The sequence below is a fragment of the Brachybacterium sp. GPGPB12 genome, from assembly GCF_038396325.1.
GTDB lineage: Bacteria > Actinomycetota > Actinomycetes > Actinomycetales > Dermabacteraceae > Brachybacterium > Brachybacterium conglomeratum.
The window spans coordinates 1,243,547-1,268,097 of sequence record NZ_CP149573.1; the positions used below are offsets into that span (position 1 = coordinate 1,243,547).

At 73.3% G+C, this 24,551-nt stretch carries 23 protein-coding genes and 8 pseudogenes; 23 read left to right on the forward strand and 8 right to left on the reverse strand.

The features are described 5' to 3' along the window. Nucleotides 1-35: 35 nt before the first annotated feature. The 8 genes and pseudogenes from WKH84_RS06980 to WKH84_RS07015 form a co-directional block, all read left to right on the forward strand. Nucleotides 36-116: pseudogene (locus WKH84_RS06980) on the forward strand (DeoR family transcriptional regulator); the annotation flags it as partial. Nucleotides 117-367: 251 nt separating this feature from the next. Then, nucleotides 368-763: a hypothetical protein gene (locus tag WKH84_RS06985; RefSeq protein WP_341856107.1), complete on the forward strand. Its 396-nt coding sequence runs from the start codon at nucleotides 368-370 to the stop codon at nucleotides 761-763. Next, nucleotides 760-924 carry a hypothetical protein gene (locus WKH84_RS06990; protein WP_341856108.1) on the forward strand — a complete coding sequence of 55 codons (165 nt, stop codon included), beginning with the start codon at nucleotides 760-762 and terminating at the stop codon, nucleotides 922-924. Before WKH84_RS06985 ends, WKH84_RS06990 begins: the two co-directional genes overlap by 4 nt. After that, a complete protein-coding gene (locus tag WKH84_RS06995) occupies nucleotides 921-1,718 on the forward strand; it encodes a PfkB family carbohydrate kinase (RefSeq protein ID WP_341856109.1) in 798 nt (265 codons plus the stop codon). Before WKH84_RS06990 ends, WKH84_RS06995 begins: the two co-directional genes overlap by 4 nt. Nucleotides 1,719-1,765: 47 nt before the next feature. Next, on the forward strand, nucleotides 1,766-2,197 hold the full coding sequence (locus WKH84_RS07000; RefSeq protein ID WP_341856110.1) for a PTS sugar transporter subunit IIA: 432 nt from the start codon (nucleotides 1,766-1,768) through the stop codon (nucleotides 2,195-2,197). A gap of 254 nt (nucleotides 2,198-2,451) precedes the next feature. Continuing rightward, nucleotides 2,452-2,616: pseudogene (locus WKH84_RS07005) on the forward strand (hypothetical protein); the annotation flags it as partial. 748 nt (nucleotides 2,617-3,364) lie between these two features. Further along, nucleotides 3,365-3,796, forward strand: a pseudogene (locus tag WKH84_RS07010) (fructose-specific PTS transporter subunit EIIC); the annotation flags it as partial. A gap of 219 nt (nucleotides 3,797-4,015) precedes the next feature. Beyond that, entirely contained in the window at nucleotides 4,016-4,873 is an 858-nt protein-coding gene (locus WKH84_RS07015) for a TIGR02206 family membrane protein (RefSeq protein ID WP_341856803.1), read from the forward strand. Here WKH84_RS07015 and WKH84_RS07020 read toward each other — a convergent pair. The 5 genes and pseudogenes from WKH84_RS07020 to WKH84_RS07040 all read right to left on the reverse strand — a co-directional run bounded on the left by WKH84_RS07020 (nucleotide 4,857) and on the right by WKH84_RS07040 (nucleotide 8,772). Continuing rightward, on the reverse strand, nucleotides 4,857-5,171 hold the full coding sequence (locus WKH84_RS07020; protein ID WP_341856111.1) for a hypothetical protein: 315 nt from the start codon (nucleotides 5,169-5,171) through the stop codon (nucleotides 4,857-4,859). The genes WKH84_RS07015 and WKH84_RS07020 overlap by 17 nt on opposite strands. 128 nt (nucleotides 5,172-5,299) lie before the next feature. Next, nucleotides 5,300-6,706 (reverse strand): annotated as a pseudogene (locus WKH84_RS07025) (glycoside hydrolase domain-containing protein); the annotation flags it as partial. Then, a complete protein-coding gene (locus tag WKH84_RS07030) occupies nucleotides 6,622-8,043 on the reverse strand; it encodes a hypothetical protein (protein WP_341856112.1) in 1,422 nt (473 codons plus the stop codon). The pseudogene WKH84_RS07025 and the gene WKH84_RS07030, both read right to left, overlap by 85 nt. A 25-nt stretch (nucleotides 8,044-8,068) precedes the next feature. Next, entirely contained in the window at nucleotides 8,069-8,362 is a 294-nt protein-coding gene (locus tag WKH84_RS07035; RefSeq protein WP_341856113.1) for a hypothetical protein, read from the reverse strand. After that, entirely contained in the window at nucleotides 8,362-8,772 is a 411-nt protein-coding gene (locus WKH84_RS07040) for a hypothetical protein (protein ID WP_341856114.1), read from the reverse strand. Before WKH84_RS07040 ends, WKH84_RS07035 begins: the two co-directional genes overlap by 1 nt. A 212-nt stretch (nucleotides 8,773-8,984) precedes the next feature. On the opposite strand from WKH84_RS07040, the gene WKH84_RS07045 reads away from it, so the two are divergent. From WKH84_RS07045 to WKH84_RS07065, 5 genes and pseudogenes are all read left to right on the forward strand, one after another. After that, nucleotides 8,985-9,461 (forward strand): mismatch-specific DNA-glycosylase, encoded by a 477-nt coding sequence (locus WKH84_RS07045; protein WP_341856115.1) that lies wholly within the window; start codon nucleotides 8,985-8,987, stop codon nucleotides 9,459-9,461. A gap of 269 nt (nucleotides 9,462-9,730) precedes the next feature. After that, nucleotides 9,731-11,329, forward strand: coding sequence for a putative sulfate exporter family transporter (locus WKH84_RS07050; protein ID WP_341856116.1), 1,599 nt, complete (start codon nucleotides 9,731-9,733; stop codon nucleotides 11,327-11,329). Next, nucleotides 11,326-12,543 (forward strand): Vms1/Ankzf1 family peptidyl-tRNA hydrolase, encoded by a 1,218-nt coding sequence (locus tag WKH84_RS07055; protein ID WP_341856117.1) that lies wholly within the window; start codon nucleotides 11,326-11,328, stop codon nucleotides 12,541-12,543. Before WKH84_RS07050 ends, WKH84_RS07055 begins: the two co-directional genes overlap by 4 nt. After that, nucleotides 12,429-12,755 carry a plasmid stabilization protein gene (locus tag WKH84_RS07060; protein WP_341856118.1) on the forward strand — a complete coding sequence of 109 codons (327 nt, stop codon included), beginning with the start codon at nucleotides 12,429-12,431 and terminating at the stop codon, nucleotides 12,753-12,755. Before WKH84_RS07055 ends, WKH84_RS07060 begins: the two co-directional genes overlap by 115 nt. Nucleotides 12,756-13,011: 256 nt before the next feature. Beyond that, nucleotides 13,012-14,384: pseudogene (locus WKH84_RS07065) on the forward strand (TerC family protein). A gap of 166 nt (nucleotides 14,385-14,550) precedes the next feature. On the opposite strand, the gene WKH84_RS07070 reads toward WKH84_RS07065, so the two are convergent. Together WKH84_RS07070 and WKH84_RS07075 are read right to left on the reverse strand one after the other, a co-directional pair. Beyond that, entirely contained in the window at nucleotides 14,551-14,820 is a 270-nt protein-coding gene (locus WKH84_RS07070) for a lysoplasmalogenase family protein (protein WP_341856119.1), read from the reverse strand. Nucleotides 14,821-14,868: 48 nt separating this feature from the next. Further along, a complete protein-coding gene (locus WKH84_RS07075; protein ID WP_341856120.1) occupies nucleotides 14,869-15,153 on the reverse strand; it encodes a hypothetical protein in 285 nt (94 codons plus the stop codon). A gap of 223 nt (nucleotides 15,154-15,376) precedes the next feature. Between WKH84_RS07075 and mphO the strand changes: the two are divergent. The 10 genes and pseudogenes from mphO (at nucleotide 15,377) to WKH84_RS07125 (ending at nucleotide 22,865) form a co-directional block, all read left to right on the forward strand. Beyond that, a pseudogene (mphO, locus tag WKH84_RS07080) lies at nucleotides 15,377-16,329 on the forward strand (macrolide 2'-phosphotransferase MphO). Nucleotides 16,330-16,705: 376 nt separating this feature from the next. Further along, the gene (locus WKH84_RS07085) at nucleotides 16,706-17,278 is read left to right on the forward strand and encodes a transglycosylase family protein (protein ID WP_341856121.1); all 573 of its coding nucleotides are present in this window, start codon (nucleotides 16,706-16,708) and stop codon (nucleotides 17,276-17,278) included. Further along, complete coding sequence (locus tag WKH84_RS07090) at nucleotides 17,275-17,703, forward strand: hypothetical protein (protein WP_341856122.1); 429 nt, start codon at nucleotides 17,275-17,277, stop codon at nucleotides 17,701-17,703. The genes WKH84_RS07085 and WKH84_RS07090 overlap by 4 nt, the downstream gene beginning before the upstream one ends. Before the next feature lie 333 nt (nucleotides 17,704-18,036). Continuing rightward, nucleotides 18,037-18,189, forward strand: a complete 153-nt coding sequence (locus WKH84_RS07095) for a hypothetical protein (protein ID WP_341856123.1) — start codon at nucleotides 18,037-18,039, stop codon at nucleotides 18,187-18,189. A 218-nt stretch (nucleotides 18,190-18,407) separates the two neighbouring features. Continuing rightward, nucleotides 18,408-18,653 (forward strand): annotated as a pseudogene (locus WKH84_RS07100) (Gfo/Idh/MocA family oxidoreductase); the annotation flags it as partial. Between the two features lie 170 nt (nucleotides 18,654-18,823). After that, a complete protein-coding gene (locus WKH84_RS07105) occupies nucleotides 18,824-19,525 on the forward strand; it encodes a Gfo/Idh/MocA family oxidoreductase (RefSeq protein WP_341856804.1) in 702 nt (233 codons plus the stop codon). A 91-nt stretch (nucleotides 19,526-19,616) separates the two neighbouring features. Then, on the forward strand, nucleotides 19,617-20,447 hold the full coding sequence (locus WKH84_RS07110; RefSeq protein ID WP_341856124.1) for a TIM barrel protein: 831 nt from the start codon (nucleotides 19,617-19,619) through the stop codon (nucleotides 20,445-20,447). A 257-nt stretch (nucleotides 20,448-20,704) separates the two neighbouring features. Further along, complete coding sequence (locus WKH84_RS07115; protein WP_341856125.1) at nucleotides 20,705-21,070, forward strand: MerR family DNA-binding transcriptional regulator; 366 nt, start codon at nucleotides 20,705-20,707, stop codon at nucleotides 21,068-21,070. A gap of 8 nt (nucleotides 21,071-21,078) precedes the next feature. Further along, nucleotides 21,079-21,480 carry a TipAS antibiotic-recognition domain-containing protein gene (locus tag WKH84_RS07120; protein ID WP_341856805.1) on the forward strand — a complete coding sequence of 134 codons (402 nt, stop codon included), beginning with the start codon at nucleotides 21,079-21,081 and terminating at the stop codon, nucleotides 21,478-21,480. 242 nt (nucleotides 21,481-21,722) lie between these two features. Then, nucleotides 21,723-22,865 (forward strand): SurA N-terminal domain-containing protein, encoded by a 1,143-nt coding sequence (locus WKH84_RS07125; RefSeq protein WP_341856126.1) that lies wholly within the window; start codon nucleotides 21,723-21,725, stop codon nucleotides 22,863-22,865. Here the strand turns inward: WKH84_RS07125 and WKH84_RS07130 are convergent. Beyond that, a pseudogene (locus tag WKH84_RS07130) lies at nucleotides 22,820-24,386 on the reverse strand (GMC family oxidoreductase). The gene WKH84_RS07125 and the pseudogene WKH84_RS07130 sit on opposite strands and share 46 nt — an antisense overlap. Nucleotides 24,387-24,551: the final 165 nt, after the last annotated feature.

Below are 24,551 nucleotides of genomic sequence, written 5' to 3' on the forward strand. Positions count from 1 at the left end.
TGTACGCCCGTGAACGCCGGCGCCGCATCCTCGAGATGCTCGAGGCGAGCGGCCGCGTGACCGTCACTGAGCTCGCGGTCGACTTCGACGTCACCACCGAGACGGTGCGCCGCGACCTCGACCAGCTCGCCGCCGAGCGGTCGCTCGTGCGGGTCCACGGCGGGGCCGTGCCTCCGAGCACCGCCGAGGTCGAGCCCGACCTCGAGGCCCGCCGCACCACCAATGTCGCAGCCAAGCGCCGCATCGCCCGCGCCGCCGCCAGCCTGCGCGCCCGGCGATCCCCGCGCCGCGGTGATGCTCGATGCGGGCACCACGGTCGGCGAGCTCATCCCGCACCTCAGCGGCCGGCGCGGCCCCGTGATCACCCATGCCCCGGCGATCGCGCAGGGCGCCCTCGTGCACACCGATCTCGAGGTGCACGTCTTCGCCGGGGCGGGTCCGCCCCACCACCCAGGCCGCCGTCGGCGCCGGGACCGTCGAGGCGGTGGGCCTGCTGCATCCCGAGCTCGTCGTGCTGGGCTGCAACGGCTTCGACCCCTCCGGCTTCACCACCCCGGATCCCGACGAGGCGGCGGTGAAGTCCGCGATGGCCCGCTGCGCGGCACGACGCGTCGTGCTCGCGGACTCCTCGAAGGCCGGCACGCGTCATCTGGTCACCTTCGCGACGACCGCCGGGATCGACGCCCTGGTCACCGACGACGGCCTGCCCGCCGAGCTCGCCGCCGAGCTCGAGGAGGCCGGGATCGAGGTGCTGACCGCATGATCATCACCTTCACCGCGAACCCCTCCCTCGACCGCACCGTCGACCTCGGCGGCCCCCTGGTCCCCGGCGGCGTGCACCGCATCCGCGCCGACGGTCTCCAGCCCGGCGGCAAGGGGATCAACGTCGCGCTGGGCGTGCACCGCGCCGGGGGCCGCCCGTGATTGCCGTCCTCCCCGCCGCGCCGCAGGATGCGCCGCTGGACCTGCTCGAGGCCGAGGGCCTCCCCCACCGGGCGAGCCCCATCGCGGGCCGCGTGCGCACGAACCTCACCGTGCTCTCCACCCCGGAGACCACCACGAAGCTCAACGAGCCCGGCGCGACGCTGGACCGGGCCGAGGTCGCCGCCCTCGAGGAGTCGCTGCTGGCCGTCGCCGGCCCCGGGGACAGCGTCATGCTCTCCGGCTCCCTCGCGCCCGGCCTGCCGGCGGACGAGTACGTGCGCCTCGTCGTCGCGGCGCGGGAGCGCGGCGCGCAGGTGGGCGTGGACACCTCCGACGCCCCGCTCGCCGCGCTCGCCGCCGCGCTGGACCGCGCCGCCCCCGACTTCCTCAAGCCCAACGCCGAGGAGCTCGGCCAGATCCTCGACGCGGACGGTGCGGCGCTCGAGGCCGAGGCGGCCGCGGGACGGCTCGACCCCGTCGCGGAGGCCGCGCTGGACCTGCACCGCCGCGGCGTCGGCGCGGTGCTCGTGACCCTCGGCGGGGCCGGCGGCCTCCTCGCGACCGAAGGGGCGGCCTGGTACTGCCCGGTCCCGCCCGGGCCCGTCGTCTCCACCGTCGGCGCGGGCGACTCCGCGACCGCCGGCTATCTCATCGCGCGCGCGCTCGAGGAGGCCCCGGCCGACCGGCTCGCGCGCGCCCTCGCCTACGGCACGGCCGCGGTCGGCCTGCCCGGCACCACCATCCCCCGTCCCGACCAGGTGCGGATCGACGCCTCCACCATCGTCCGACTCTGACCCGCTCCACCCGCCCCGCCAGGGTGCCCGTTCAAAGGAGAACCCCCATGTCCGCTGCGCTGATGACCCCCGAGCTGGTGAGGCTCGACGTCGCCCCGCCCGGGGACAAACACGCCGTGATCGGCATGATGGCCGATATCGTCGCCGCGACCGGCCGCGCCGAGCGCGACGGCCTCGAGGCCGGTCTGCTGAAGCGCGAGGAGTCCTTCGCGACCGGCATGCCCGGCGGCTTCGCGATCCCCCACTGCCGCACCGAGGCCGTCCACGAGGCGGCACTCGCGCTCGTGCGGCTGAGCGAGCCGGTGGACTTCGGCTCCGCCGACGGCCCGGCCGATCTGATCATCGCGATCACCGCGCCCGCCGGCACCGACGACCAGCACCTGAAGCTCCTCGCCCAGCTCTCCCGCGCCCTGATCCGCCCGGAGTTCCTCGCCGCGCCGCGCGGGCGTCCACCCCCGAGGAGGTCTCCGCGCTCGTGATGGACGTGGTCGCCCCCGAGGAGGCGGGGACCGACGCGCAGGCCGCCGGCGCCGCGACGTCCGAGGAGCCCGCCGACGCAGCGGTCGGGACGGGCGCCGCCCCGACCGCCGCTCAGACCTCCGGCTCCGCCTCGGCGAGCGCCGCCTCGGCGAGCGCCGCCGCGTCGAGCACCGCCACGTCGGACGAGGCGTCGGCGGACGCCCCGGTGCCGCTGGCGATCACCTCATGCCCCACCGGGATCGCCCACACCTACATGGCCGCCGAGTCCCTGGAGAACGCCGCGAAGGACAAGGGGATCGAGCCGCACGTGGAGACCCAGGGCTCCGGCGGCATCACCCCGTTCACCGACGAGCAGATCGCTCGTGCGAGCGCCCTGATCGTCGCCGCGGACGTGAACATCTCCGGCCGGGAGCGCTTCGCGGGCCTGCCCCTCGTGGAGCACCCCGTCAAGCGGGCGATCTCCCACGGCGGGGAGATGATCGACGAGGCGGTCGCCGCGGCCTCCGATCCGTCGGCCCGCCGTGTGCAGGCCGGCGCCGCGACCTCGGAGAAGGCGGAGAGCGGCACATCCCAGTCCTGGCCCCGCCGGATCCAGGGCGCCGTGATGACGGGCGTGTCCTACATGATCCCCTTCGTCGCCGCGGGCGGCCTGCTGATGGCGCTCGGCTTCCTCGTCGCGGGCTTCGACGTCGCCTTCGTCGCCCAGGACGTCGCGACCGGGTTCTCGCTGTCCTCGCTGCCCGGGCACCAGGAGTACGAGGGCGCGACCGGCATGGCGCAGACCGAGCGCGCGGGCCTCGCCCTCTACCTCGGCGCGGTGCTGTTCACGCTCGGGAACCTCGGCATGGGCTTCCTCGTCGCGGCACTGTCGGGCTACATCGCCTTCGGCCTCGCCGGCCGGCCCGGCATCGCGCCCGGCTTCATCGGCGGCGCCGTGTCGGTGGCCGTGGGCGCCGGCTTCCTCGGCGGTCTCATCACGGGCCTGCTCGCGGGCCTGATCGCGCTGTGGTTCACCACCCTCACCCCGCCCCGCTGGCTCGCCGGGCTGATGCCGGTGGTGATCACCCCGCTGGTGACCACATTCGTGGTCGGCGGGCTGATGCTCGCTGTTCCTGGGCCGCCCGCTCGCCGCCCTCATGACCGCGCCGCAGGACGGGCTGACGGGCATGTCCGGCTCCTCCGCCGTCGCGCTCGGCGTGATCATCGGGCTGATGATGTGCCTCGACCTGGGCGGGCCCGTGAACAAGGCGGCGTACCTCTTCGCGACCGCGGGACTGTCCCAGGGCACCGAAGCCGCGTTCGAGATCATGGCCGCCGTGATGGGCGCCGGCATGGTGCCGCCGCTGGCGATGGCGCTGTCCACCCTGGTGCGGCGCCGCCTCTACTCCCCCGTGGAGCGGGAGAACGGGACGACGGCCTGGTCGCTGGGCGCGGCGTTCATCTCCGAGGGCGCGATCCCCTTCGCCGCCGCGGACCCCCTGCGCGTGATCCCTTCGATGATGACCGGCGGCGCGGTCACCGGCGCGCTCATCATGGCGTTCGGCGTCGGCTCGCAGGCACCGCACGGCGGCATCTTCGTCGCCTTCGCGATCAGCCCGGTGTGGGGCTTCGTGCTCGCGCCGCTGGCAGGCACGGTGGTCGCCGCAGCGCTCGTGACGCCGCTCAAGGAGATCGGCCGCGCCGCCAGGGCGCCGCCGCCTGAGAGGAACCGCCCCCAGACGTGCAGGAGCGCCCCGCCTCGGCGGGGCGCTTCCGTATGCTCTGCCCGTGCGCCCCGACGACGGGGCGGGGCCGAGCGACCACGAGGAGAGCCGACGATGCATCTGGACCGCCCCGGCCCGGGCCCCGACGACCCGCTCCTCGCCGCCCCTGCGATCGGGCACATGCCCGCCTACGGCGGCGCGCACCTCGCGATGCTGGTGCTCCTCGCCCTCGCCGCCGTCGTCCTGGTGCGCTGGGCCCGCCGCGGCGAGAGCGCCCGGGTGGACCGGGCGCCGCGGGTCGCGGGCTGGGCGCCGCTGGCGAACTCCGCGGCCTGGACGGCATGGGGGTTCATGCCCTGGGCGTGGAACCTCGAGGAGTCCCTGCCGCCGCACTACTCCGACGCGCCGCGGTTCCTGGTCCCGATCGCCCTGATCACGCAGGCGCGCTGGGCGGTGGTGGTGTGCTGGTTCTGGGGGCTGACGCTGAACATGCAGTCGGTGCTCACCCCGGACCTGAACTACTTCGTGTGGGTGCCGCTGGAGTTCGCGGAGTACTGGATCGCGCACGGCGCCGGAGTGCTCGCCCCGGTGGTGCTGGTGTGGGGGCTGGGCTACCGGCCCACCTGGCGCGGGTACGGGATCGCCTACGCGGCGACGCCGCTGTGGGCGGGGATCGCCATCACCGGCAACACCCTCACCGGCGCGAACTACGGCTACCTGAACCGGGCGCCGGCCGGGCCGAGCATCCTGGACCTGCTGGGGCCGTGGCCGCAGTACCTGCTGGTCGAGGCCGTGCTGATCGCCGCGGTGTGGGCGGCGATGACCCTGCCGTGGGTGCTGATCGACCGCCGCGCGGGCACCCCGCTCTCGGGGCGAGGAGGTCTCGTGCGGCGGCCGGTGCCCGATCAGGCGAGCGGCTCGAGCTCCGCCAGCCGCAGCGGGCCCTCGGAGGTCGTCACCACCAGGCGGTGATGCAGGCACGGCCGCGGGGAGGCGATCTCGAAGGGGCGGGTCTGGCGTCGCCACTCGAAGCGCGCGCGGAGCGGGCGTCGAGCACCTCCCAGCTCTGGCCGTCGTCCGAGCCCTCCAGCCGCCACGCGATCGGGTCCCCGCCCGTCTCCGCGGAGGAGGTGAGGGTGAGGAAGCGGGCCTGCATCGGCTCGCCGAGCTCGGGCAGGTCGAGCACGGCGCTCGCCGTCTCCAGCACGAGCTCGGTGCGGGCGTCGTCGTCCAGCGGCGGCGCGAGGGGTCCGCGGCGAAGAGGTCCCACAGCGGTCGCGGCCGCTGCCCCGGCGCGGTCGGCGAGGGAGGGATCGTGCCCCAGTCGCCGGGCTCCGCGCCGAGCTCGACCTCGATCTCGCCGCGGAGATCCGCGTGGTCGATCCACGAGTCCGCGTGCTCCGCGCCGCGCACCCGCATCCCGGTGATGCACACGTCCTCGGCACCGGCCGGCGCCCCGCCCGTGCCGTGCGCGGTGAGGGTGAAGCCCTCCCGGCCCAGCGGCCGCACCCGCACCGTCTCGAACAGCGGCGCGACCAGGTGATAGCGGCCCGTGCCGAGCCGCAGCGGGTACAGCCCCAGCGCCGCCAGCAGCCACCAGGCGCTCATCTCGCCGTTGTCCTCGTCGCCGGGATACCCCTGCCCGATCTGCTCGCCGACGAAGAGGCGCCGCCGCACCTCGCGGACGATCCGGGAGGCCTCCTCCGGCGCTCCCACGTGGTGGAACAGGAAAGGGATGTGATGGGCGGGCTGGTTGGAGAACCCGAACTGGCCCATCCGCACCGCCCGCGCCTCGACCATCTCGTGGATGGTGGTGTCGTAGGTGCCGCGGCGGTCGGCGCGCTCGGGCGTGTCCAGGTACTGCTCGAGCCGGCCGCGCAGGATGTCGCGGCCGCCGTGCAGGGCGGCGAGGCCCTCGGGGTCGTGCGGGGCGTGGAAGGCGAAGGTCCAGCCGTTGGCCTCCGTGAAGTCCCCTCCCCACTCCAGCGGGTCGAACTCCTCGGCCGGGACGGCGAAGGCCCCGTCGGAGCGTCGGCCGCGGAAGAACTCCGTCGTCCGATCGAACAGCAGGGCATAGTTCGCGCGCGCGCGGCGAGATAGGCGGACTCGCCGCGCGGCCGCTCGGCGCGGAGCCGGTCCCCCTCGGCCTCGGCCCGCCCGGCGAGCGGCGCCGCCTGCGCGGCGATGCCGGCGTCGTTGATGTGCGCCTCGAGGCTCCAGGAGACGCTCTCCCCCACCTCGGCGTCGGTGGCGACGTAGCCGCGGAACACGGCGGTCTCCCCGCCCTTGCGGCCCACCTCGGGCGCGCGGCGGGGCGACGGTCGCATTGCGCGCCGCGGCCTCGTAGGTCGCCTGCGGATCGGGCAGCGGCACGCCCTTGACCTGCAGGTCCGCGAAGGCGATGTCGCTGCTGGTGCCGGTCATGCAGTCGGCATAGCCGGGTGAGGACCAGCGGGCGATCCAGCCGCCCTCGCGGTGTCGCTGCACGAAGCCGTCGGCGAGCTCCGCGGCGAGCTCGGGGTAGAGCAGGGCGTAGGCGGGCCAGGCGGTGCGATAGGTGTCCCAGAAGCCGTGGTCGACGTACATCTGCCCCGGCACCGTCTCGGCGTTGGTGCGGGTGTCGGTCGCCGCGCCGCGCACGGGCGCGACGGGGCTCGCGTGGACGGGCTCGACCACCTCGGCGGTGCCGCGGTTCTCCCAGTGGGAGGACGGGTAGAGGTTCAGGCGGTAGAGGTCGCCGTACAGGGTGCGGCGCGCGGGGCGGTCGCGCCGGGCGCCTCGAGCACCTGCAGGCGGCGGGTCCACAGGGCGTGGGCCTCCTCGCGGACCTGCTCCAGGGTGCGTCCGGCGAGCTCGAGCGCAAAGGTGCGCTGTGCCTGGTCCTGGCCGAGCAGGCTCGTCACCAGACGAACCGTGATGGTGCGGGTGCCGGGCGCGAAGCTGAGCACGCCGCCTCCGCTGTCGCCCTCCGCGCGGCCGACGCGCACGGGGGCGGGTCGCACCTCGGCGAGCACGAACATGCGCGTCGCCCCGTCGGCCCGGTCGTACCCCTCCCGGGGCGAGGAGTCGATCCAGCCCTGGACCCGCCCGTCGAAGACGGCGCCGGCGGCGTCGAGGCGGCTGTGCGTATCCACGCCCTCGAGCAGGAGGTGGCCGGGCCCGGAGTCCTCCGGCAGGGAGATCTCGCAGACGGCGCCGTGGTCGGTGGGCGCCAGCCGCATCCCGATCCCGCCCTCGAGGGCGACGGCATAGAGGTCGGGGCGGGCGGTCTCGTCCGCGTGGGAGAAGGCGCGCTCGCGCGCGGCCGGGCTCGCGTCCGGGCTCTCGCCCAGCGGCGGCATCAGCACCAGCTGGTGGCGATCGCCCATCCAGGGGCTCGGCTGGTGGGTGAGGGACAGGCCCTGGAGATGGGTGCGGTGGTGCTGGTAGATCCAGCGGCGGGTGCGGGCGTCGGTCGCGGGGGTGAACTTCGCGAAGCCGTTGGGCAGGGCGGTGATCGGCAGGGTGTTCCCGCGCGAGAACTCGAAGGCCGAGCGGGTGCCACGCCGGGTGTCGACCCAGGCGACGGGGTCCTCGAGCGGCGGGTCCGCGGGCGGCACGGCGAGGGAGGGGCCATCGATCCACCCGTGCAGCGGGGCGGGCGGCGCGGCCTCCCCGGGCTCGGACTCGAGGTCCTCGAGGAGATCGGCCTCGTGGTCCTCGGGCACATCGACCTCGACCAGCACCTCCTCGATCCGGCGGCCGACGAGCGCCTCGAGCCCCACCTGGACGTCGTTCCACTGGTCGGCGTAGAGGATCCTCGCCTCGCCGAGCCCGCGGGCGGTGGCGAGGGAGCCGTGCTGGTCGCGGGGCTCGTGCTGCGAGAGGCGGGAGCCGTCGTCGAGGACGAGGTCGAGCGCGACATGGGTCGCGCCCCAGCTCAGCTCCTCGTCCAGGACCGGGTGCACGAACCAGCGCAGCACCTCGCCGGGCGCGATGGTGCGGCCGACGATCCCCGCCGCTCCGGCCTCGGCGGGCGGCGCCTGCTCGGCGCGCTCCCCCGCCACGGCCGCGTAGCGCACGGCGGTGATCGGCTCGGGCTCCCCGCCCGGGCGGGCGGGGCGCGGGGAGCCGACGGGTGCATGGTCCGGGGTGAGGATCATCGTGCCAGCGTAGCGAGACGGGGAGTCAGGACGGGTGAGGCGTGCGCGGGCGGGACGACGGGAGCGGGCACGCGCGGAGGGTGGACTGGGAGGTCGACGAGGGCGCCGAGCCGCTCACCTGAGCCGGCGCGGCTCCCGCGCGGCGGGATCGCGGTGGGCGCGGCGGCCGCGCCCGGTAGGACTCCCCGCCGCCCACCTGCGCGGCGGTCGCGCGCCGGGCGTCGGCCCCGTCGTCGACCAGGCGGATGTGGAAGGCGGCGTCCGCGCCGCACACCGTGCACACCGCGGTGAGCTTCACGACCTCCTCGGCCCGCGCCATCAGCTCCGGCGGCTGGGGAGAAGGGCTCGCCGTCGTAGGTGAGGCACAGCCCGGCGACGGCGACGTCGATCCCGGCGTCGAGCAGCCTGCTCGAGCACCGGCACGAGGGCGGGACCGAAGAACTGCGCCTCGTCGAGCGCGAGCGGCTCGACCCGGCCCTCGGCGCCCTCGGGCGCGGCCAGCGGCTCCTGCGGCGCCTCCGGGTCCTCGAGCATCCGGGCGGGCGTGCTACGGCCCAGATGGGTGCTGAGCCGGTCCGCGCCGCCGCGGTCGTCGAGGCTGTGGCCGACCACCTCGACGCGCCGACCCGCCAGGCGCGCCCGGTGCACGCGCCGCAGCGGCTCCTCGGTCTTGCCCGCGAACATCGGGCCCGCGATCACCTGCAGTCGTCCTGCCTCCATGGGGCGCATGGGAGCACAGTACGACCGCCGGCCGACATACAGTGCCGGGATGAGCATCCGTCGCCCCTCCCCGCTCGGCGGCCGACGTCCCTCCCGGGACGAGCTGACCGACTTCGCGACCCCCGACCCCGACGCGATCGACGACGTCGCCGGACCCGCGGCGGGGCGAGGACCTGCGCCTGCTGATCGTCGGCATCAACCCGGGGCTGTGGACCGCGGCCGTGAACGCCCCCTTCGCCCGGCCCGGGAACCGCTTCTGGCCCTCCCTGCACCGCGCCGGCCTCACCTCCCGCCTCGTGGACGCCTCCCGGGGCCTGGACCCCGAGGACGAGCAGGACCTCCGCACCCGCGGCATCGGGATCACGAACCTGATCGGCCGTGCGACCGTGCGCGCCGACGAGCTGGGCCGCGAGGAGCCGCGCGCGTCCGGCCGCCGCCTCGTCGAGCGGCTCGAGACGCCGCGTCCCCGCACGGTCGCGATCGCCGGGATCACCGCCTTCCGCACCGCCTACGCCCTGCCCCGCGCCCGGCTCGGCCGGCAGGACCCCGCCGAGGTCGAGGGCTGGCCGGCCGGGATCGACCTCCACGTCGTCCCCCAGCCCTCCGGCCTGAACGCCCACGCGACGATCGCCTCCCTCGCCGACGACTGGCGCGTCGTGGCGGCCGCCGCGGGTGTCCGTCACATGGACGAGAGCTGACGGGCGCCTGACAGGACGCGGTCGCGGAGCGAACGTGCTGGTCGCTCGCCGGGCCGCCCCGAGCCGATGTCCTACAGTGCCTCCAGGCCCCGGCGCGTGCGCCGTAACATCCCGAGACTGGAGGAGAAACGGTGAGCGAGCACCGAGCGCCCCGACAACCCCGATGACCACAAGCGGTTCTCCCTCGGCGAGGACTGGATCGCGACGCTCGTGGGGCTCGTCCTGTTCGGCGCCTGCATGGCCGGGCTGATCTCCTCGGAGCTGATCCCGTGAGCGCGACGGAGCGGACCACCGACGGCGCCGCGGCCGAGGCCTCCGCCCCCTCCCCCGCCCCGGCCCCGCGCGCCGCGCTCGGCTGGACCGTCGCGGGCCTCATGATCGTGGTGGCCCTGGCCTGGCTGGTCTCGGTGCTCACCGATGCGGTCCCCGAGCTCACCGAGGGCACCGCCGTCGGGAAGGTCGCGAAGTCGATCGAGTACCCGGTCTACGCGATCGCGCTCGGCTTCCTCGGCAACGCGGTGCTGTCCCTGACCGGTGTGCGCCGTCGCATGGCCGCGGCCTTCCGCACCGAGCTGTTCATCAAGGTGGGCCTGGTGCCGCTGGGCGCGAGCGTGAACTTCGCGATCGTGGTGCGCGCGGCGGGTCCCGCCGTGCTCCAGGCGATCCTGCTGATCACCGTAGTCTTCGCGTTCACCTGGTGGTTCGCCGGGCCGCTCGGGCTGGACGACAGGTCGCGGGCCCTGCTCGCCTCCGCCCTGTCGATCTGCGGGGTCTCCGCCGCCGTCGCGGCCGCCGGCGCCGTGGAGGCGAAGAAGGAGCGACTCGCCTACACCGCCACCCTCGTGATCGTCTTCGCCGTGCCCTCGATCTTCCTGCTGCCCTGGCTCGCGGATCTGATGGGGCTGTCCCCCGCGGTCACCGGCGCCTGGATCGGCGGCAACATCGACACCACCGCCGCGGTGACGGCCGCGGGCGCGGTCGCCGGCGAGCGGCCGCTGCAGATCGCCTCGATCGTGAAGGTCACGCAGAACGCGCCGCTGGGCATCGTCGCCGTCTCGCTGACGCTGTACTTCTCCTTCAGGGTCGCCCCCGCCGCCGGCCGGGCCGTCGCCGGCTCCGGCACGCGCCGCGTGGGAGATCGCCGCTCGCTGGCGATGCTCTGGGAGCGGTTCCCGAAGTTCGTGCTCGGCTTCCTGCTCGCCTCGGTCGTGGCGACGGTGCTCGCGGAGTCCCTCCCCGAGGCCGTCCTCGAGCCGCGGCTGGACGCCGCCAAGGAGCCGCAGACCTGGGCGCTGACCCTCGCCTTCGTCTCGATCGGCCTCGAGTTCAACGCCTCGAGCATCAGGGAGTCCGGCTGGAAGCCGATCGTCGTGTTCGCGGCGGCGACCGTCGTGAACCTCGTCGTCGGCCTGGGCCTGGCGCTCGCTGCTCTTCCGCGGCTTCACCTTCTGACCGCCCCGCGGGACGGGAGCCGGAGCGGGCCCCACGCAGGGCAGCGACCCCCTCGGCCCGAACCCGCTTGCGATGCCGGACCCCGCGTGCCAGGGTTGAACGGACCCAGGCGGGGCGAAGAGGCCGAGCTGGGAGCACGGTCGTCCCCGCACGTCGAGCACCTGGAGGTCCACTGTGAAACTGCCCTGGCTCACGCCCGTCCTCGAAGCGACCGGCCCCGTCGTCTCGGTCCACCTCGACACCACCCGGACCGACCCCCATGCCGCCGGCGAGCTCGAGGCCCGCTGGGGGCGGATGCGCTCCACCCTCGCGGCCGACGGCGCCCCGCAGGCGGCGCTCGCGCAGATCGAGGAGACGGTGCTCAGCCCCTCCACCCTCGGCGGACGTCAGGGCCGCTCCGTCTTCGCGAACGATGACGGGATCCTCGTGGACCGGGTGCTTCCGGCGCCTCCGCTGCAGGAGTCGGCCCACCGGGGCGAGTTCCCGCGGCCTCTCCGCCGCCGCGCTGCGGCTGATCCCCTTCGCCGTGCGACAGCCGCTGGTGGTCGTGGACCGGGCCGGTGCCGACCTGCACCTGCGAGCGCCGGAGAACCCGTCGATCGCCCACGGCCCGAACGGTCTGGGAGAGGACGCGACCGTCGAGGGCGGGCACGACGTCCTCCACAAGGCGAGCGTCGGAGGCGGGCCCCAGCACGGCTGGCGAGCCGACAACTTCGAGGCCCGCGTCGAGGACTCCTGGGAGCGCAATGCCGACGCGGTCGCCGAGGCCGTCGAGCGCGCGGCGCGCGAGCACCGCGTGGACATGGTGATGCTCAGCGGCGACGTGCGCGCGATGGGACTGCTGCGCGAGGCGCTGGGTCGTGAGACCAGCGAGCGGCTCCTGGAGGTCCCCGGCGGCGACCGCGGTGCCGCGCTGGACCGCGGCCCCTTCCGCGAGGCGCTCACCCGCGCCACCGAGGAGTTCATCGCCGCCCGGCGGCCGGGACCTCGAGGGCCGCTTCCGCGAGAGCCAGGCGCGCGACGGCGCCTCGGTCGGCGGCGCGACCGAGGTCGCCCAGGCGATCGGCCGCGGCCAGGTCGAGGAGCTGGTGTTCGTCACCGGCGGCGAGCCCGCCGGGATCGAGGAGCCGCTGCGCACGGCCCTGGCCATCGACGCCTCGGTCTCCGCCCTGCAGGAGGACGCGCTCGGGATCCCCGAGGGCGTCGGCGCGTCGCTCCGCTGGAAGGACGAGGCCACCCCGTCCAACAGCATCGGATCGATGTCCGGGGACCGCGCCCGCGAGTGAGCTGCGAGAGCGGGCGTCGCCGGCCGACGGGCAAGCCGTCCCCGACGGCAGGCCCCGCCTCCCGCACGGACGGTCCGCGCCGTCCGGGCCCCGCTTCCGGGCTCGACCGATCGGTCCCCGACCTCGACATCGGCCCGCTGTGCCACAGCATGGACGTGCCGGTCATCTCCGGCACGACGACCGCTCCGAGCGGAGATCGCAGACGCACGACGGAGAAGGAGGAGCAGTCATGCCCGAGGCATGGAACGAGAAGCGCGAACGCCAGTACCAGCACATCAAGGACGGCCAGCTCGACAAGGGCGTCCCCGAGGACGAGGCCGAGGAGATCGCGGCCCGCACCGTGAACAAGACCCGCGCCCAGCAGGGCGAGTCCGAGGAGGCCAGCCGGACCTCGCTCGAGGACAAGTCCCCGTCCGAGCGGGGCGGCGAGCGCTCGCACAGCGGCGCGAAGGGACGCACGAAGGAGCGACTGTACGAGGACGCCCGCCGGCAGGGGGTCGAGGGCCGCTCGACGATGACCAAGGACGAGCTGGAGGACGCACTCGAGGACCGCTGACCGCCCGAGGGTGACAGCCCGAGGGCGAGAGCTCGGTCGCAGAACTCCCCCGCACCCGCGAGCGACTTTCGGGAGCTTCTCAGGGACGCCGTCTACGCTCGCGGACGGCAACGGGGGAGTATCCGCCACGCCGCGCACGTCACCACGGGGACCGCCGAACGGGCCCCCGGGCGCGGCGGCCCACCGGCACAGGCCGGAGGGTGGAGAGACCCGGGTCCACCTCGCGACCCGGAAGGTCCTCCATGACCGTCTCCCCCTGATCTGGGCCGTCACCATCATCGTGGTGCTCGGGCTCCTCGCCTTCGACTACATCTTCCATGTGCGCAAGGCGCACATCCCCACCCTGCGCGAAGCGGCCGTGTGGTCCGCGCTCTACGTCGGCATCGCGCTCGCCTTCGGCGTGCTCGTCCTCGTCTTCGGCGGCGTCGACATGGGCACCGAGTACTTCGCCGGGTACGTCACCGAGAAGGCCCTCTCGGTCGACAACCTCTTCGTCTTCCTGATCATCATCGCCGGCTTCTCCGTGCCCCGAGAGGACCAGCAGAAGGTCTCGCTGTTCGGCATCACCTTCGCGATCATCGCCCGCTCGGGCATGATCGCCCTCGGCGCCGCCGCGATCGACAACTTCTCCTGGGCCTTCTACCTCTTCGGCGCGATCCTGCTCTACACGGCGATCAAGATGATCGTGGACGAGCTGAAGGAGGACTCCCACGAGGACTCCGAGGGCGTCTTCGTACGCCTGGTGAAGAAGGTCCTGCCCGCGACCGACGAGTACGACGGCGACAAGTTCTTCACCATCGAGAACGGCAAGCGCGTCCTCACCCCGATCTCGCTGGTCATGATCGCGATCGGCGCGACCGACATCCTCTTCGCGCTCGACTCGATCCCGGCGATCTTCGGCCTCACCCAGAACACCTACATCGTGTTCACCGCGACCGTGTTCTCCCTGCTGGGCCTGCGTCAGCTGTACTTCCTCATCGACGGGTCGCTCGACCGCCTGGTCTACCTCTCCTACGGCCTGTCGATCATCCTCGCCTTCATCGGCGTGAAGCTCGTCGTGCACGCGCGCACGAGAACGAGCTGGGCTTCATCAACGGCGGCGAGGCCGTGCACGCGATCCCGGAGATCACCACCGCCTTCTCGCTCAGCGTGATCATCGGCGTCCTCACGGTCACGGTCCTCGCCTCCCTGCTGTCCCCGAAGGGACGGGCGCAGGCCGCGGTGAACAACGCCCATCACGAGGCCCGCGCCTATCTCGAGATGACCTACCGCTCCTTCGAGGAGCGGCGGGACGCGATGTACGAGAAGATGCTCGCCCACGAGAAGATCGTCGACGGCCTGCCCGCGAAGTACGAGGACATCGTCGTGGCCGAGCGCGGCGTGCGCGAGCTCCTCGCCGACGCCCACCGCGTGCACGAGGCGCGGCTCGCCTTCAACGAGCGGGGCGAGCGCTCCGACGAGCGACCGGACGGCCTGCTGGTCACCCACCCCGACGGCACCGTCGCGACCGATCCCGGCGGCACGGTGATCACCCTCGCCGAGGAGAAGGAGCCGCGGGAGACCAAGGAGGCCAAGCGCCGCGCCCGCGAGCAGGCGCGCGCCGAGCACGCCGAGGCGCGCAGGGGCTGAGCGGGTCCCGACGGGCCGGACGGCCCCGCCGTGCCGCCCCCGGCCGGCCAGCCCACCGGGCGACTTCCGACAGCCGGGCGCCCCCGCCCGGCCGGCATCCCGCGGCTCGCCGCCCGTCGGCCCTCAGGACCATGGTCGGTCACGGGCGCTGGGCGTCACGATGTGGCTATATCACCGCATCGTGACGCCCAGCGCCATCTCTCGGCCGTCGTCCAGCCCGCTCGCGGCGCCCGAGCACGCCGAGCACGAGCAAGACCTGCGCCGCGACATAGGTCGCCATCACCCACACCTCGTGCACCGGGAGGGTGAGCACGTCGAAGGTGTTCAGGGCAATGAGGGAATCGGAGACCACGAACACCGCTCCCCCGATCCCGCCGCGCACGCCGAGACCGGTGGCGAGCACCGCCATCGCGCAGATCGCCGCGGCGTAGACCACCAGCGCGGGCAGCGAGCACCCCGGCCGACGGGGCGCACAGGCCCACGATCACCACCGCCGCGGCGAGATAGGGGCGACACCGCGGCAGGGCGCGCGAGCAGCGAGCCTCCCCGCGGCGGCCACAGCGCGAGCGCGTAGACGATCTGGGCGAGCAGGAAGGCGCCGAGCATGGCGAGGAACTGCGCCTGCCCGTCGAGGAACCGCGGCAGGGTGTCCCCCGCCCACGAGAGCACGAGCCCCAGCGCGACGAGGCGGACCAGCCGACCGCGCGGCGGCTCCGTCCCGGCCAGCGGCGCGCCGAGCGAGCAGCGGCATCAGGAGCGGCTGGGTCACTTCCGCGACGGGTCCGCCGCCGCGCGGCTGCGCTCCGAGATGCGCCGCCGTGACCAGGGCGAGCGCGAGAAGCGCGCCCGGGTCGCGGCGCCGACGCCTCCTCGCATCCCGCGCATGGCCCGAGCCTACGCGGGCAGGCGTCGCGGCCGGCGCGCACCGGACGGGCGCACCGTCGGCCGGGAAAGCAGATGACGGCGCGTCCGGGACCGGGCAGACTGCCGGGATGACCGAGACCTCTCCCTCGAGCCCGTCGTCGGCCACGGACGACGCCAGGACTCCCCCGCCAGCCGACCTCGAGCGGCTCCTCGCCCTCGCCGCCGATCACGGGCTCGACCTCGTCGGCGACTCGCTGCGCACCGAGGAGATCGGCCTCGACTTCCGCGTCGCCTTCGCCCGGGCACGGGACGGCCAGGACTGGGTCGCGCGCATCCCCCGTCGTGCCGAGGTGCCGTCCCGCGCCGCGGTCGAGGGCCGGCCGCTCGCCCACCTCTCCCCGCACCTGGACGTCGCGATCCCCGACTGGCGGATCAGCACGGAGCGCCTGATCGCCTATCCCCTCCTGCCCGGCACCCCGGGGCTGACCGTCGACCCCGACGGCACGGTCCGGTGGCACCTGGACATGGCCTCGACCGAGTACGCCCGCACCCTCGGCATCTTCCTCGCCCAGCTCCACGCGGTGGACCCGGTCGCGGCCGCCGCCACCGGGATCCCGTCCCGCACTCCGGAGCAGGTCCGCGACACCTGGCGCGAGGACCTCGCCCGCGTCGCCGAGGCCTTCCCGATCGCACCCGCGCCGCGGGAGCGCTGGGAGGCGTGGCTGGCGGAGGACTCCTTCTGGTCGGACCGCGGCGTGCTCACCCACGGCGAGGTCTACCCGGGCCACACCCTCGTAGAGGGCGAGCGGCTCAGCGCAGTGCTGGACTGGACCACCGCGTCCGTCGGCGATCCGGCGCGGGACTTCATGTTCCACCGCGCGAGCGCTCCCCGGAGGCCTTCGCGGCGACGATCGCCGCCTACGAGGCCGGCGGCGGCACCGTCCACCCGCGGCTCGGGGAGCACGCCGAGGAGATGTTCTCCGCCTCCCCGCTCGCCTACGGGCTCTATGCGCTGGAGACCGGTGCGGAGGAGCACCGCGCCGCGGCGGCGGCCGCGCTCGACCCTCCGGACGCCGACTGAGGCGGGCGCGAGAGAGGCCGCCAGGACGGGGCGCCGGGGCCGAGCCGACCGGCCCGGCCGCCGCGAGGCCGACGGGCCGCCCGCCGTCGGCTGACCGCGCGGCGGACTGACTCTGTGAAGGGCGCCACAGGACGCGCCATGACTCACACCATGCCGCTCCGAACAGGAAGCCCACCGCGTCACCGCAGGTCAGAGACGCGCAGAACCTGCCTCGGCGAGTCATGCCCTCGAACCGGAAGAGTAAAACCCCGGTCAGTTCCGGGGCCGGGTCCTTGCCGCGAGGGGGCGGTGAGCCCCTACGGTGGCCGACGTCCGAAGAGGTCGAGCCGCGCCCGCCCGGGGCCGCCGACCGCCCACGACCTGAGAGGACGTCCCCTTGTCCAAGCACAGCACCCACGCCCAGCGCACTTCCCGCGCCGCCACCCTCCGCCGCGGCCTCAGCCGCTCGGCCGTCGCCGTCGCCGGCGGCGCCGTCGTCGCCTCCGGCATGATCGCCGCGACCACCACCTCCGCCTCGGCCGCCACCGGCTGGGACGAGGTCGCCGCCTGCGAGTCCGGCGGAAACTGGTCCATCAACACCGGCAACGGCTACTACGGCGGCCTGCAGTTCTCCCAGCAGACCTGGGAGGGCTTCGGCGGCACCGAGTACGCCTCGACCGCCGACCAGGCCTCGAAGAGCCAGCAGATCGCGGTCGCCGAGCGCGTCCTGGCCGTGCAGGGCAAGGGCGCCTGGCCCACCTGCGGCGTCTCGATCAACGGCGGTTCCGACACCTCGGGCGCCCCCACGGCCGAGGAGCAGGAGGAGGCCCCCGAGCAGGAGCAAAGAGGCCCCGGCCGAGGAGCAGGAGCAGCAGCAGGCTCCCGAGCCCCGCGAGTCCGACCAGCAGGCGAACCGCTCCACCGAGCGCGAGAGCACCGAGCCCCAGGGCGACTGGAGCTGCGACGGTGACGGCATCGCCGACAACTGCGACGAGAACGGCTTCACCAAGGAGACCGAGAAGAAGCAGGAGGAGCCGAAGCGAGCAGGAGGCCCCGGCCGAGGAGGCCGCCCCGGCCCCGCAGGCGTCCAAGGGCGAGCCCGGCTCCAAGGCCACCGGCGACCTCTCCGTCGCCGGCACCCTCGAGGTCGACGGCAAGATGGGCCCGAAGACCATCACCGCCCTCCAGGACTGGCTGGGCGTCGAGCAGACCGGCGAGATGGACGAGGAGACCACCCTCGCCCTGCAGGCCTGGGCCAAGACCTCGCAGGACGGCGTGATCGGCGAGGACACCGTCGCGGGCCTCCAGCACGAGGTCGGCGCCGCCCAGAACGGCTCCGACGAGATCGACGGGGACACCGTCGAGGTCCTGCAGGCCTTCCTGAACCTCTACTGATCCCCTCAGCGGCCGCGCCCCCGACGGGGCGATGACCGCCTGCGGCTCCGCCGCACCCTCCCGGACGGCCGGATCGCCCCTCGTGGGCGGCCCGGCCGTCCGTCGTTCCCGTGTCAGCGCCTCCGGGACTCCTCGGCGAGAGTCGCCGAGCGCACCGCCTCTCGGCGGACCTGAAGCGACTGCCGGCCGCCACCGGCAACCGTTGACAACCGAACGAGCAGACCCGGCCCACGCCCCGCCATACGACCGACGTCTTCACCGCTGCAGCGACACCCCGGCAGAAGAAGGACATCAGGCCGTTCAGCGGGCCCCGGCGAGCGCAACGACGCGACCGTGTACGGCATGTACTCCTGGTCCCGCAAGCTCGGCCAGGCGATCGCCGGCGGTCTCGTCTACCCGCTGAGCACGAAGCGGGTCGACGAGAACGTCGCGATCCTCGAGGAGCGTCACGCGGCGGCCGCCGCCTCGGCCTCCGAGCAGGCCTGATCCCCGTGCGACGACGGCCCCGGTCACAGGTCCGCCGACGCACATAGGCTCGACGGAGACGGAGAGCGCGTTCCTCCCGCCCTCCCTCCCCTCGCTCCTCGGTCCCACCAGATCCACCCGCATCCCCTCCCGGGAGCGCGTCACCACCACAGAACGGAGACACCATGTCGGAGAAGAACGTCCGCCTCGGCATCATCGGATTCGGCGCTCAGGGCGGCATGTACGCCGGCCTCCTGGCCGACGGGAAGATCGCGGGCATGACGCTCGGCGCCATCGCCGACACCGATCCCGCGAAGAAGGACGCCGCCGCGGAGAAGCACGCGGGCACCCCCTTCTACGACGACTACGTCGAGATGCTGGACTCCGGGGACGTCGACGCCGTGGTCACCACCGTGCCGCATTACCTCCACCCCGAGATGACGATAACCGCGATCGGCAAGGGCATCCACACACTCACCGAGAAGCCCGCAGGCGTCTACACCAAACAGGTCGAGGAGATGAACGCCTTCGCGGCCGACCATCCCGAGACCACCTTCGCCATCATGTTCAACCAGCGCACCAACCCCGTCTACACCGACCTCAAGGCGCTGATCGACTCCGGCGAGCTCGGCAGGCGCGCCACACCTCCTGGATCATCACGTCGTGGTGGCGCCCGCAGGGCTACTACGACCAGTCCGAGTGGCGCGCGACCTGGGGCGGCGAGGGCGGCGGCGTGCTCGTCAACCAGGCTCCCCACCAGCTTGACCTGTGGCAGTGGCTCGCCGGTACTCCGAAGAAGGTCTTCGCGAAGCTCGCCTTCGGCTTCCAGCGCGACATCGCCACCGAGGACGAGGTCAACGCGCTCGTCGACTTCGGCGAGGGCGTCACCGGTCATTTCATGACCTCGACCAACGACATCATCGGCACCGACCGCCTCGAGCCGCTGTTCGACGAGGGCAAGGTCGTCGTCGACAAGTCGAACAAGGTCACCGTCTACCGCCTGTCGGAGGACGAGCGCGACCTCAGCGACAAGATGACCATGGAGGACGTGGCCAAGCTGTTCCGCGGCGAGATGGACGCCTCCTCGCTGTACACCGTCGAGGAGAGGACCTACGAGTCGGCCTGGGGCCAGCAAGACATCGACGTCCTGACCAACTTCGCCGCTCACGTCAACGACGGCACCCCGCTGATCGCCGACGGCGCCGAGGGCATCAACGGCGTCCGCCTGGCCTCCGGCATGCGGCTGTCGGCCTGGACCGGTCGCGAGATCGACCTGGTCGACTACCCGGCCGAGGAGTACCTCTCCGAGCTGAACAAGCGCATCGAGGAGGAGGGGAAGTTCCCCACCCGCTCCTGAGCGCTCTCCGTGCGGCCCGGCGCCGACCTCTCGTCGGCCCGGGCCGCGCCCGCATCCCCACCGCCATCGCACTCTTCGAAGGAGAACACCCATGCCCGTCCTCGGACTCCAGCTCATGATGCTCAAGGACCAGATCAACGAGAAGGGGATGTACGAGGTCCTGCGCCAGGTGCGCGAGCTCGACATCGACGCCGTCGAGGTCTCCCAGGTGGAGATGACCGACGAGCTCATCGATGACCTCGTGCGCGGCAAGGCTGACCTCGGCATCGAGACCGCCGCGATGAGCGTCTCGATCGCCCCGGGCGGCAACGGCTTCGCGCTCGAGACCGAGTTCGACCGCGCCGTCGAGGCGTGCGAGAGGACCGGTGCGCGCTTCCTGCGCATCGGCATGATGCCGTTCTCGGCGATGACCTCGAAGAAGGCGGCCGAGGACTGGGCGGCCTCCGTCGAGCCCTATGCGGCCCGCCTCGCCGCGAAGGGCATCACGCTCTGCTACCACAACCACCACGTGGACCTCATCCAGTTCGACGGCGAGCGGATCTTCGACATCGTGCGCCGCGTCGCCCCCTCGTTGCTGTTCGAGGTGGACCTGCACTGGGTCCAGCGCGGCGGCATGGCTCCGCTGGACATGCTCGAGGCCTATTCCGGCACTTGCAAGCTCATCCACGTCAAGGACTTCCGCGTCGCGCCGATGCCCGAGGACGCCGTGAGGCGCTTCGACGCCGGCGAGATGGACATGAAGGAGTTCTACGGGACCTTCCTCTCCCTCGGACAGTTCGCCGAGGTGGGCCAGGGCAACATGAACTGGCCCGCGCGCTGCCCGCCGCGGAGAAGGCCGGTGCCGAGTACTTCCTCATCGAGCAGGACGACACCTACGGCCGCGACCCGATCGACTGCATCCGCGAGTCCCGCGAGTACCTGAGGTCCATCGGCTACTGAGCCCCGCCAGCAGAACCGGGACTCCAGGAGTACGCCGTGGCGCTGAGCTCCGCACCGTGCCGCCTGAGTCCCCTTCCCGCCGCCACCCCCGGGCCCGACGCCCGCCGACCGTCCCGCACGGTCCGGCGGGCGTCGTCGTCCTCCGGGATCCCCCGGTCTTCCAGAACCCCCTTGCGCTTGACGTCACGTCAAGCGGAAAGATCGTGATCGCACCGAAGGAGACCGACGAGAGGAGGAGCCATGGAGTCGCCCCAGCACTCGGCCCCGGAGTGGTCGATCCAGGAGATCGTCCGCAGCACCGGCGTCACCAGCCGCACCCTGCGCCACTACCAGCAGGTGGGCCTGCTCGCCCCGAGCCGCACCGGCCACGGCGGGCAGCGGTTCTACGACGGCGCGTCGCTGCGCGCCTGCAGCGGATCCTCGTCCTGCGCGAGCTGGGGCTCGGGCTTCCCGAGATCGGCCGCGTGCTCGACGAGCAGGTCGAGACGGTCTCCGCGCCGCGGGCGCATGCCGCGCGGCTCGAGAGGGAGCAGGAGCGCCTGTCCCGCATCGTCGCCTCGGTGCAGTCCACGATCCGGATTCTCGAGACAGGAGGAGAGCTCATGACGGACACGATGTTCGACGGATTCGACCACACGCAAGACCGCGAGGAGGTCGAGGAGAGGTGGGGCGAGCAGGCCTACGCCGATTCCGACCGATGGTGGCGCTCGTTGAGCGACGCCGAGAAGGAGGGCTTCCGCGAGGAGGTCGACGCCCTGGGGGCAGGCTTCGCCGACACCTCGGCGCGCGAGCCGCCCGCGGAGCACGAGGAAGTCCAGGCGCTGGCGGCTCGGCTGTACACCTGGATCAGCGCGGGCTGGGGCGGGAAGCGGCCCGGCGCCGAGGCCTTCGTCGGGATCGGCGACATGTACGTCGCCGATCCCCGCTTCGGGGCGACCTTCACCGTCGACGGACGGCCCTTCGCCGAGCACGTCCGCGACGCGATGACGGTCTACGCGCTCGAGCACCTCGAGTGATGACCCGCCCGCAGGGGCCCGGACGCCGAGAGCCGTGCGGGCCCCTGCGTCGTCCTGCCGCGGCAGGCACCGAGCGGGGCGAGCTCCGCGGGACCGGCACAGCCGGCGCCGCCCGCACCGTTACCATTTCGTGATTCGCCCCACGCCGTCGGCGCTGTGACCGGCTTCCTGGACGCCGCCGGAACGCGGCATCGGGGTTCGGGGCGTACCGTCGCCCGGGCCAACGATCCCCAGGAGGCACAGTGAAGGTCCGAAGCACCTCAGCCCTGCGGCGCACCCTCGCCGCGCTCACGCTCACCGCCGCGCTCGGTCTGACCGCCGCGTGCGGCGGCGGGCAGGACGATGCCTCGCAGGCGTCCGACGGCGGCGGGCAGGCGGCACCGGCCGCCTCCGACGGCGGCGGCGCGGCCGACGACCCGCAGGCCCAGGAGGCCGACGTCTCCGACGTGCCCGAGGTCGTCGCGACCGTCAACGGCACGGAGATCACCAAGGACGACTTCGTCCAGACCTACCAGTCCCAGTACCAGCAGATGGCGATGCAGCAGCAGGCCGGCGGGCAGGCACCCGACGAGGAGCGGCTGAAGACCCAGGTCGCCGAGCGGCTCGTGAACAACGAGTCGCTGCGCCAGGGGGCCGAGGACGCGGACATCAAGGCCAGCGACAAGGACATCGACACCACCCTCGACGAGATCGCGAAGCAGAGCGGTCTGGGCTCGGGGGACGAGGTGGTCAGCGCCCTCGAGCAAGCAGGGCATCTCCGCGGAGCAGGTCCGCCAGGACGCCGCCTCGCAGTTCGCCATCACGACCTACATCGAGCAGGAGGCCGACATCGCCGAGCCGAGCGACGAGGAGCTGAAGGCCCAGTACGACGCGTTGGTCGAGCAGCAGTCCGCCGCCGGCGGCTCCGCCGAGGAGGTCCCCTCCTTCGAGGAGATGAAGGACCAGCTCGCCCAGCAGGCCACCATGCAGCGAGCAGAACGAGGCCGCCACCGAGATCGCCGGGAAGCCGCGCGAGTCAGGGGACGTCACGATCAACGTCTGACACCTCGCCGGGCCGACCGTCCCCTGCTCCGCCCGCACTCCCGGCGCACCTGCCCCGGCTCCGCCCCGCGGTCCGGCCCCCTGCGCCGCCCCGCACCCCGGCCCCCTGCGCCGCCCCGCACCCCGGCCCCCTGCGCCGCCCGCACCCCACCGGGCCGGCCGTTCGCCGGTGCGGAAGCGACACGCACAACGAGAGGCAGATCTCGACCGGCATCTCTCCTCGATACCGGTCGAGATCTGCCTCTCGATTCCTGAAGGATCCCGGCGGGGCGGCCCGCCGGGACCCGTCCGCTCCGGATCAGACGGTGCCGGCGCGGAGCGACTCGGCGATGTGCTCGGCCTGACGGATCGCGAGCGCCACGATCGTCAGCGTCGGGTTCGCCGCGGCACCGGTCGTGAACTGCGAGCCGTCCGAGACGAACAGGTTCGGCACGTCGTGCGCCCGCCCGAAGCGATCCACCACACCGTCCTCCGGCCGCTCGCTCATCCGGCAGGTGCCCAGGTTGTGCGTGGAGGGGTACGGGGTGGTGCGATGCGTGCCCACCGCCCCCACGGCCTCGTACAGCGCCTCGCCGCGGGAGTAGGCGTGCTCGCGCATCGCGAGGTCGTTGGGGTGATCGTCGAAGTGGACGTGCGCGACCGGCAGTCCGTGCTGGTCCGTGACGGTGGGGTCGAGCGTGACGGCGTTGGACTCCTGGGGCATGTCCTCCCCCACCAGCCAGCGACCGGCGGTGTTCTCGTAGGCGTCCAGCAGACGGGTGAAGCTCGGCCCCCAGGAGCCGGGCTCGACGAAGGTCGCCATGAAGGCGGGCCCCAGAGAGATGGTCTGGATGTAGTAGCCGCCGGCGAAGCCGCGGGAGGGGTCGTGCACGGACTCGTCGCTGATGCTTCCGGCCATCGTCTCGCCCCGGTACATGTGCACCGGCTTGTCGAACTGCGCGTACACGCCGCCGGTCATGTGGCGCATGTAGTTGCGGCCCACGAGGCCGGAGGAGTTCGCGAGCCCGTCGGGGAACAGCGACGAGGAGCTCAGGTGCGGCGAGGCGCGGCGTCTCGATCGCGTTGCCGGCGACGCACACGAGCTTCGCCGCCTGGCGGTGCAGGTTGCCCTCGGCGTCGAGGTAGAGCACCGCGTCGACCCGTCCCGTCCGGTCGTGCAGGATCTGCGCGACGTGGGAGTCGGGCCGCAGGTCGAGCTTGCCCGTCTCGAGGGCGCGCGGGATCTCGCGCACCATCGTCGACCACTTCGCGCCGCTCTTGTCGCCCTGGAAGTTGAAGCCGTCCTGGATCGAAGCGGGTCGGCCGTCATAGGGCTCGGCGTTGGTGCCGTAGGGCCCGGTGGCGTAGTGGCGGTAGCCGAGCTTCTCGGCGCCGGCGGCGAGGACCTTGTAATTGTTGTTCGCCGGCGGCGGCGGCCGGCCCCCGCGGTGGGTGGAGCCGATCGCGTCCTCGGCGCGGGTGTAGTACGGCTCGAGCTCCTCGTAGCTCAGCGGCCAGTCCATCAGGCTCGCGCCGTCGACCCGGCCGTAGGTGCCGCGGGTGCGGAACTCGTGCGGCTTGAAGCGCGGGGTCGCCCCGGACCAGTGGGTGGTGGTGCCGCCGACGGCCTTGACGATCCAGGCCGGCAGGTTCGGGAAGTCCTTCGCGATGCGCCAGCCGCCGGAGGTGGTGCGGGTGTCGGCCCACGCCATCTGGTCGAAGGCGGCCCATTCGAGGTTCATGTAGTCCTCGCCGCGCAGGTACGGGCCGGCCTCGAGCAAGACGCACTCGATGCCCGCCTTGGTCAGCTCGTAGGCGAGGGTGCCGCCGCCGGCGCCCGACCCGATGATGACGACGGCCTCGGTGGAGTGGTCGATCTCGCTCATGCCTCGTCGCCCCTTCGTCCCGCGGCCGGTGCGTCCGGCGCGCGCCCTGCTCTGTCCTGCCGGGACGGCGGCGCCCCGGACGCTCTTCGTGGTCGCCCCGCGGGGGAGATCGGAGACGACCTCCTCCAGCGGCTCCCCGTCGTACTCCTCGATCCGCGGATCCGG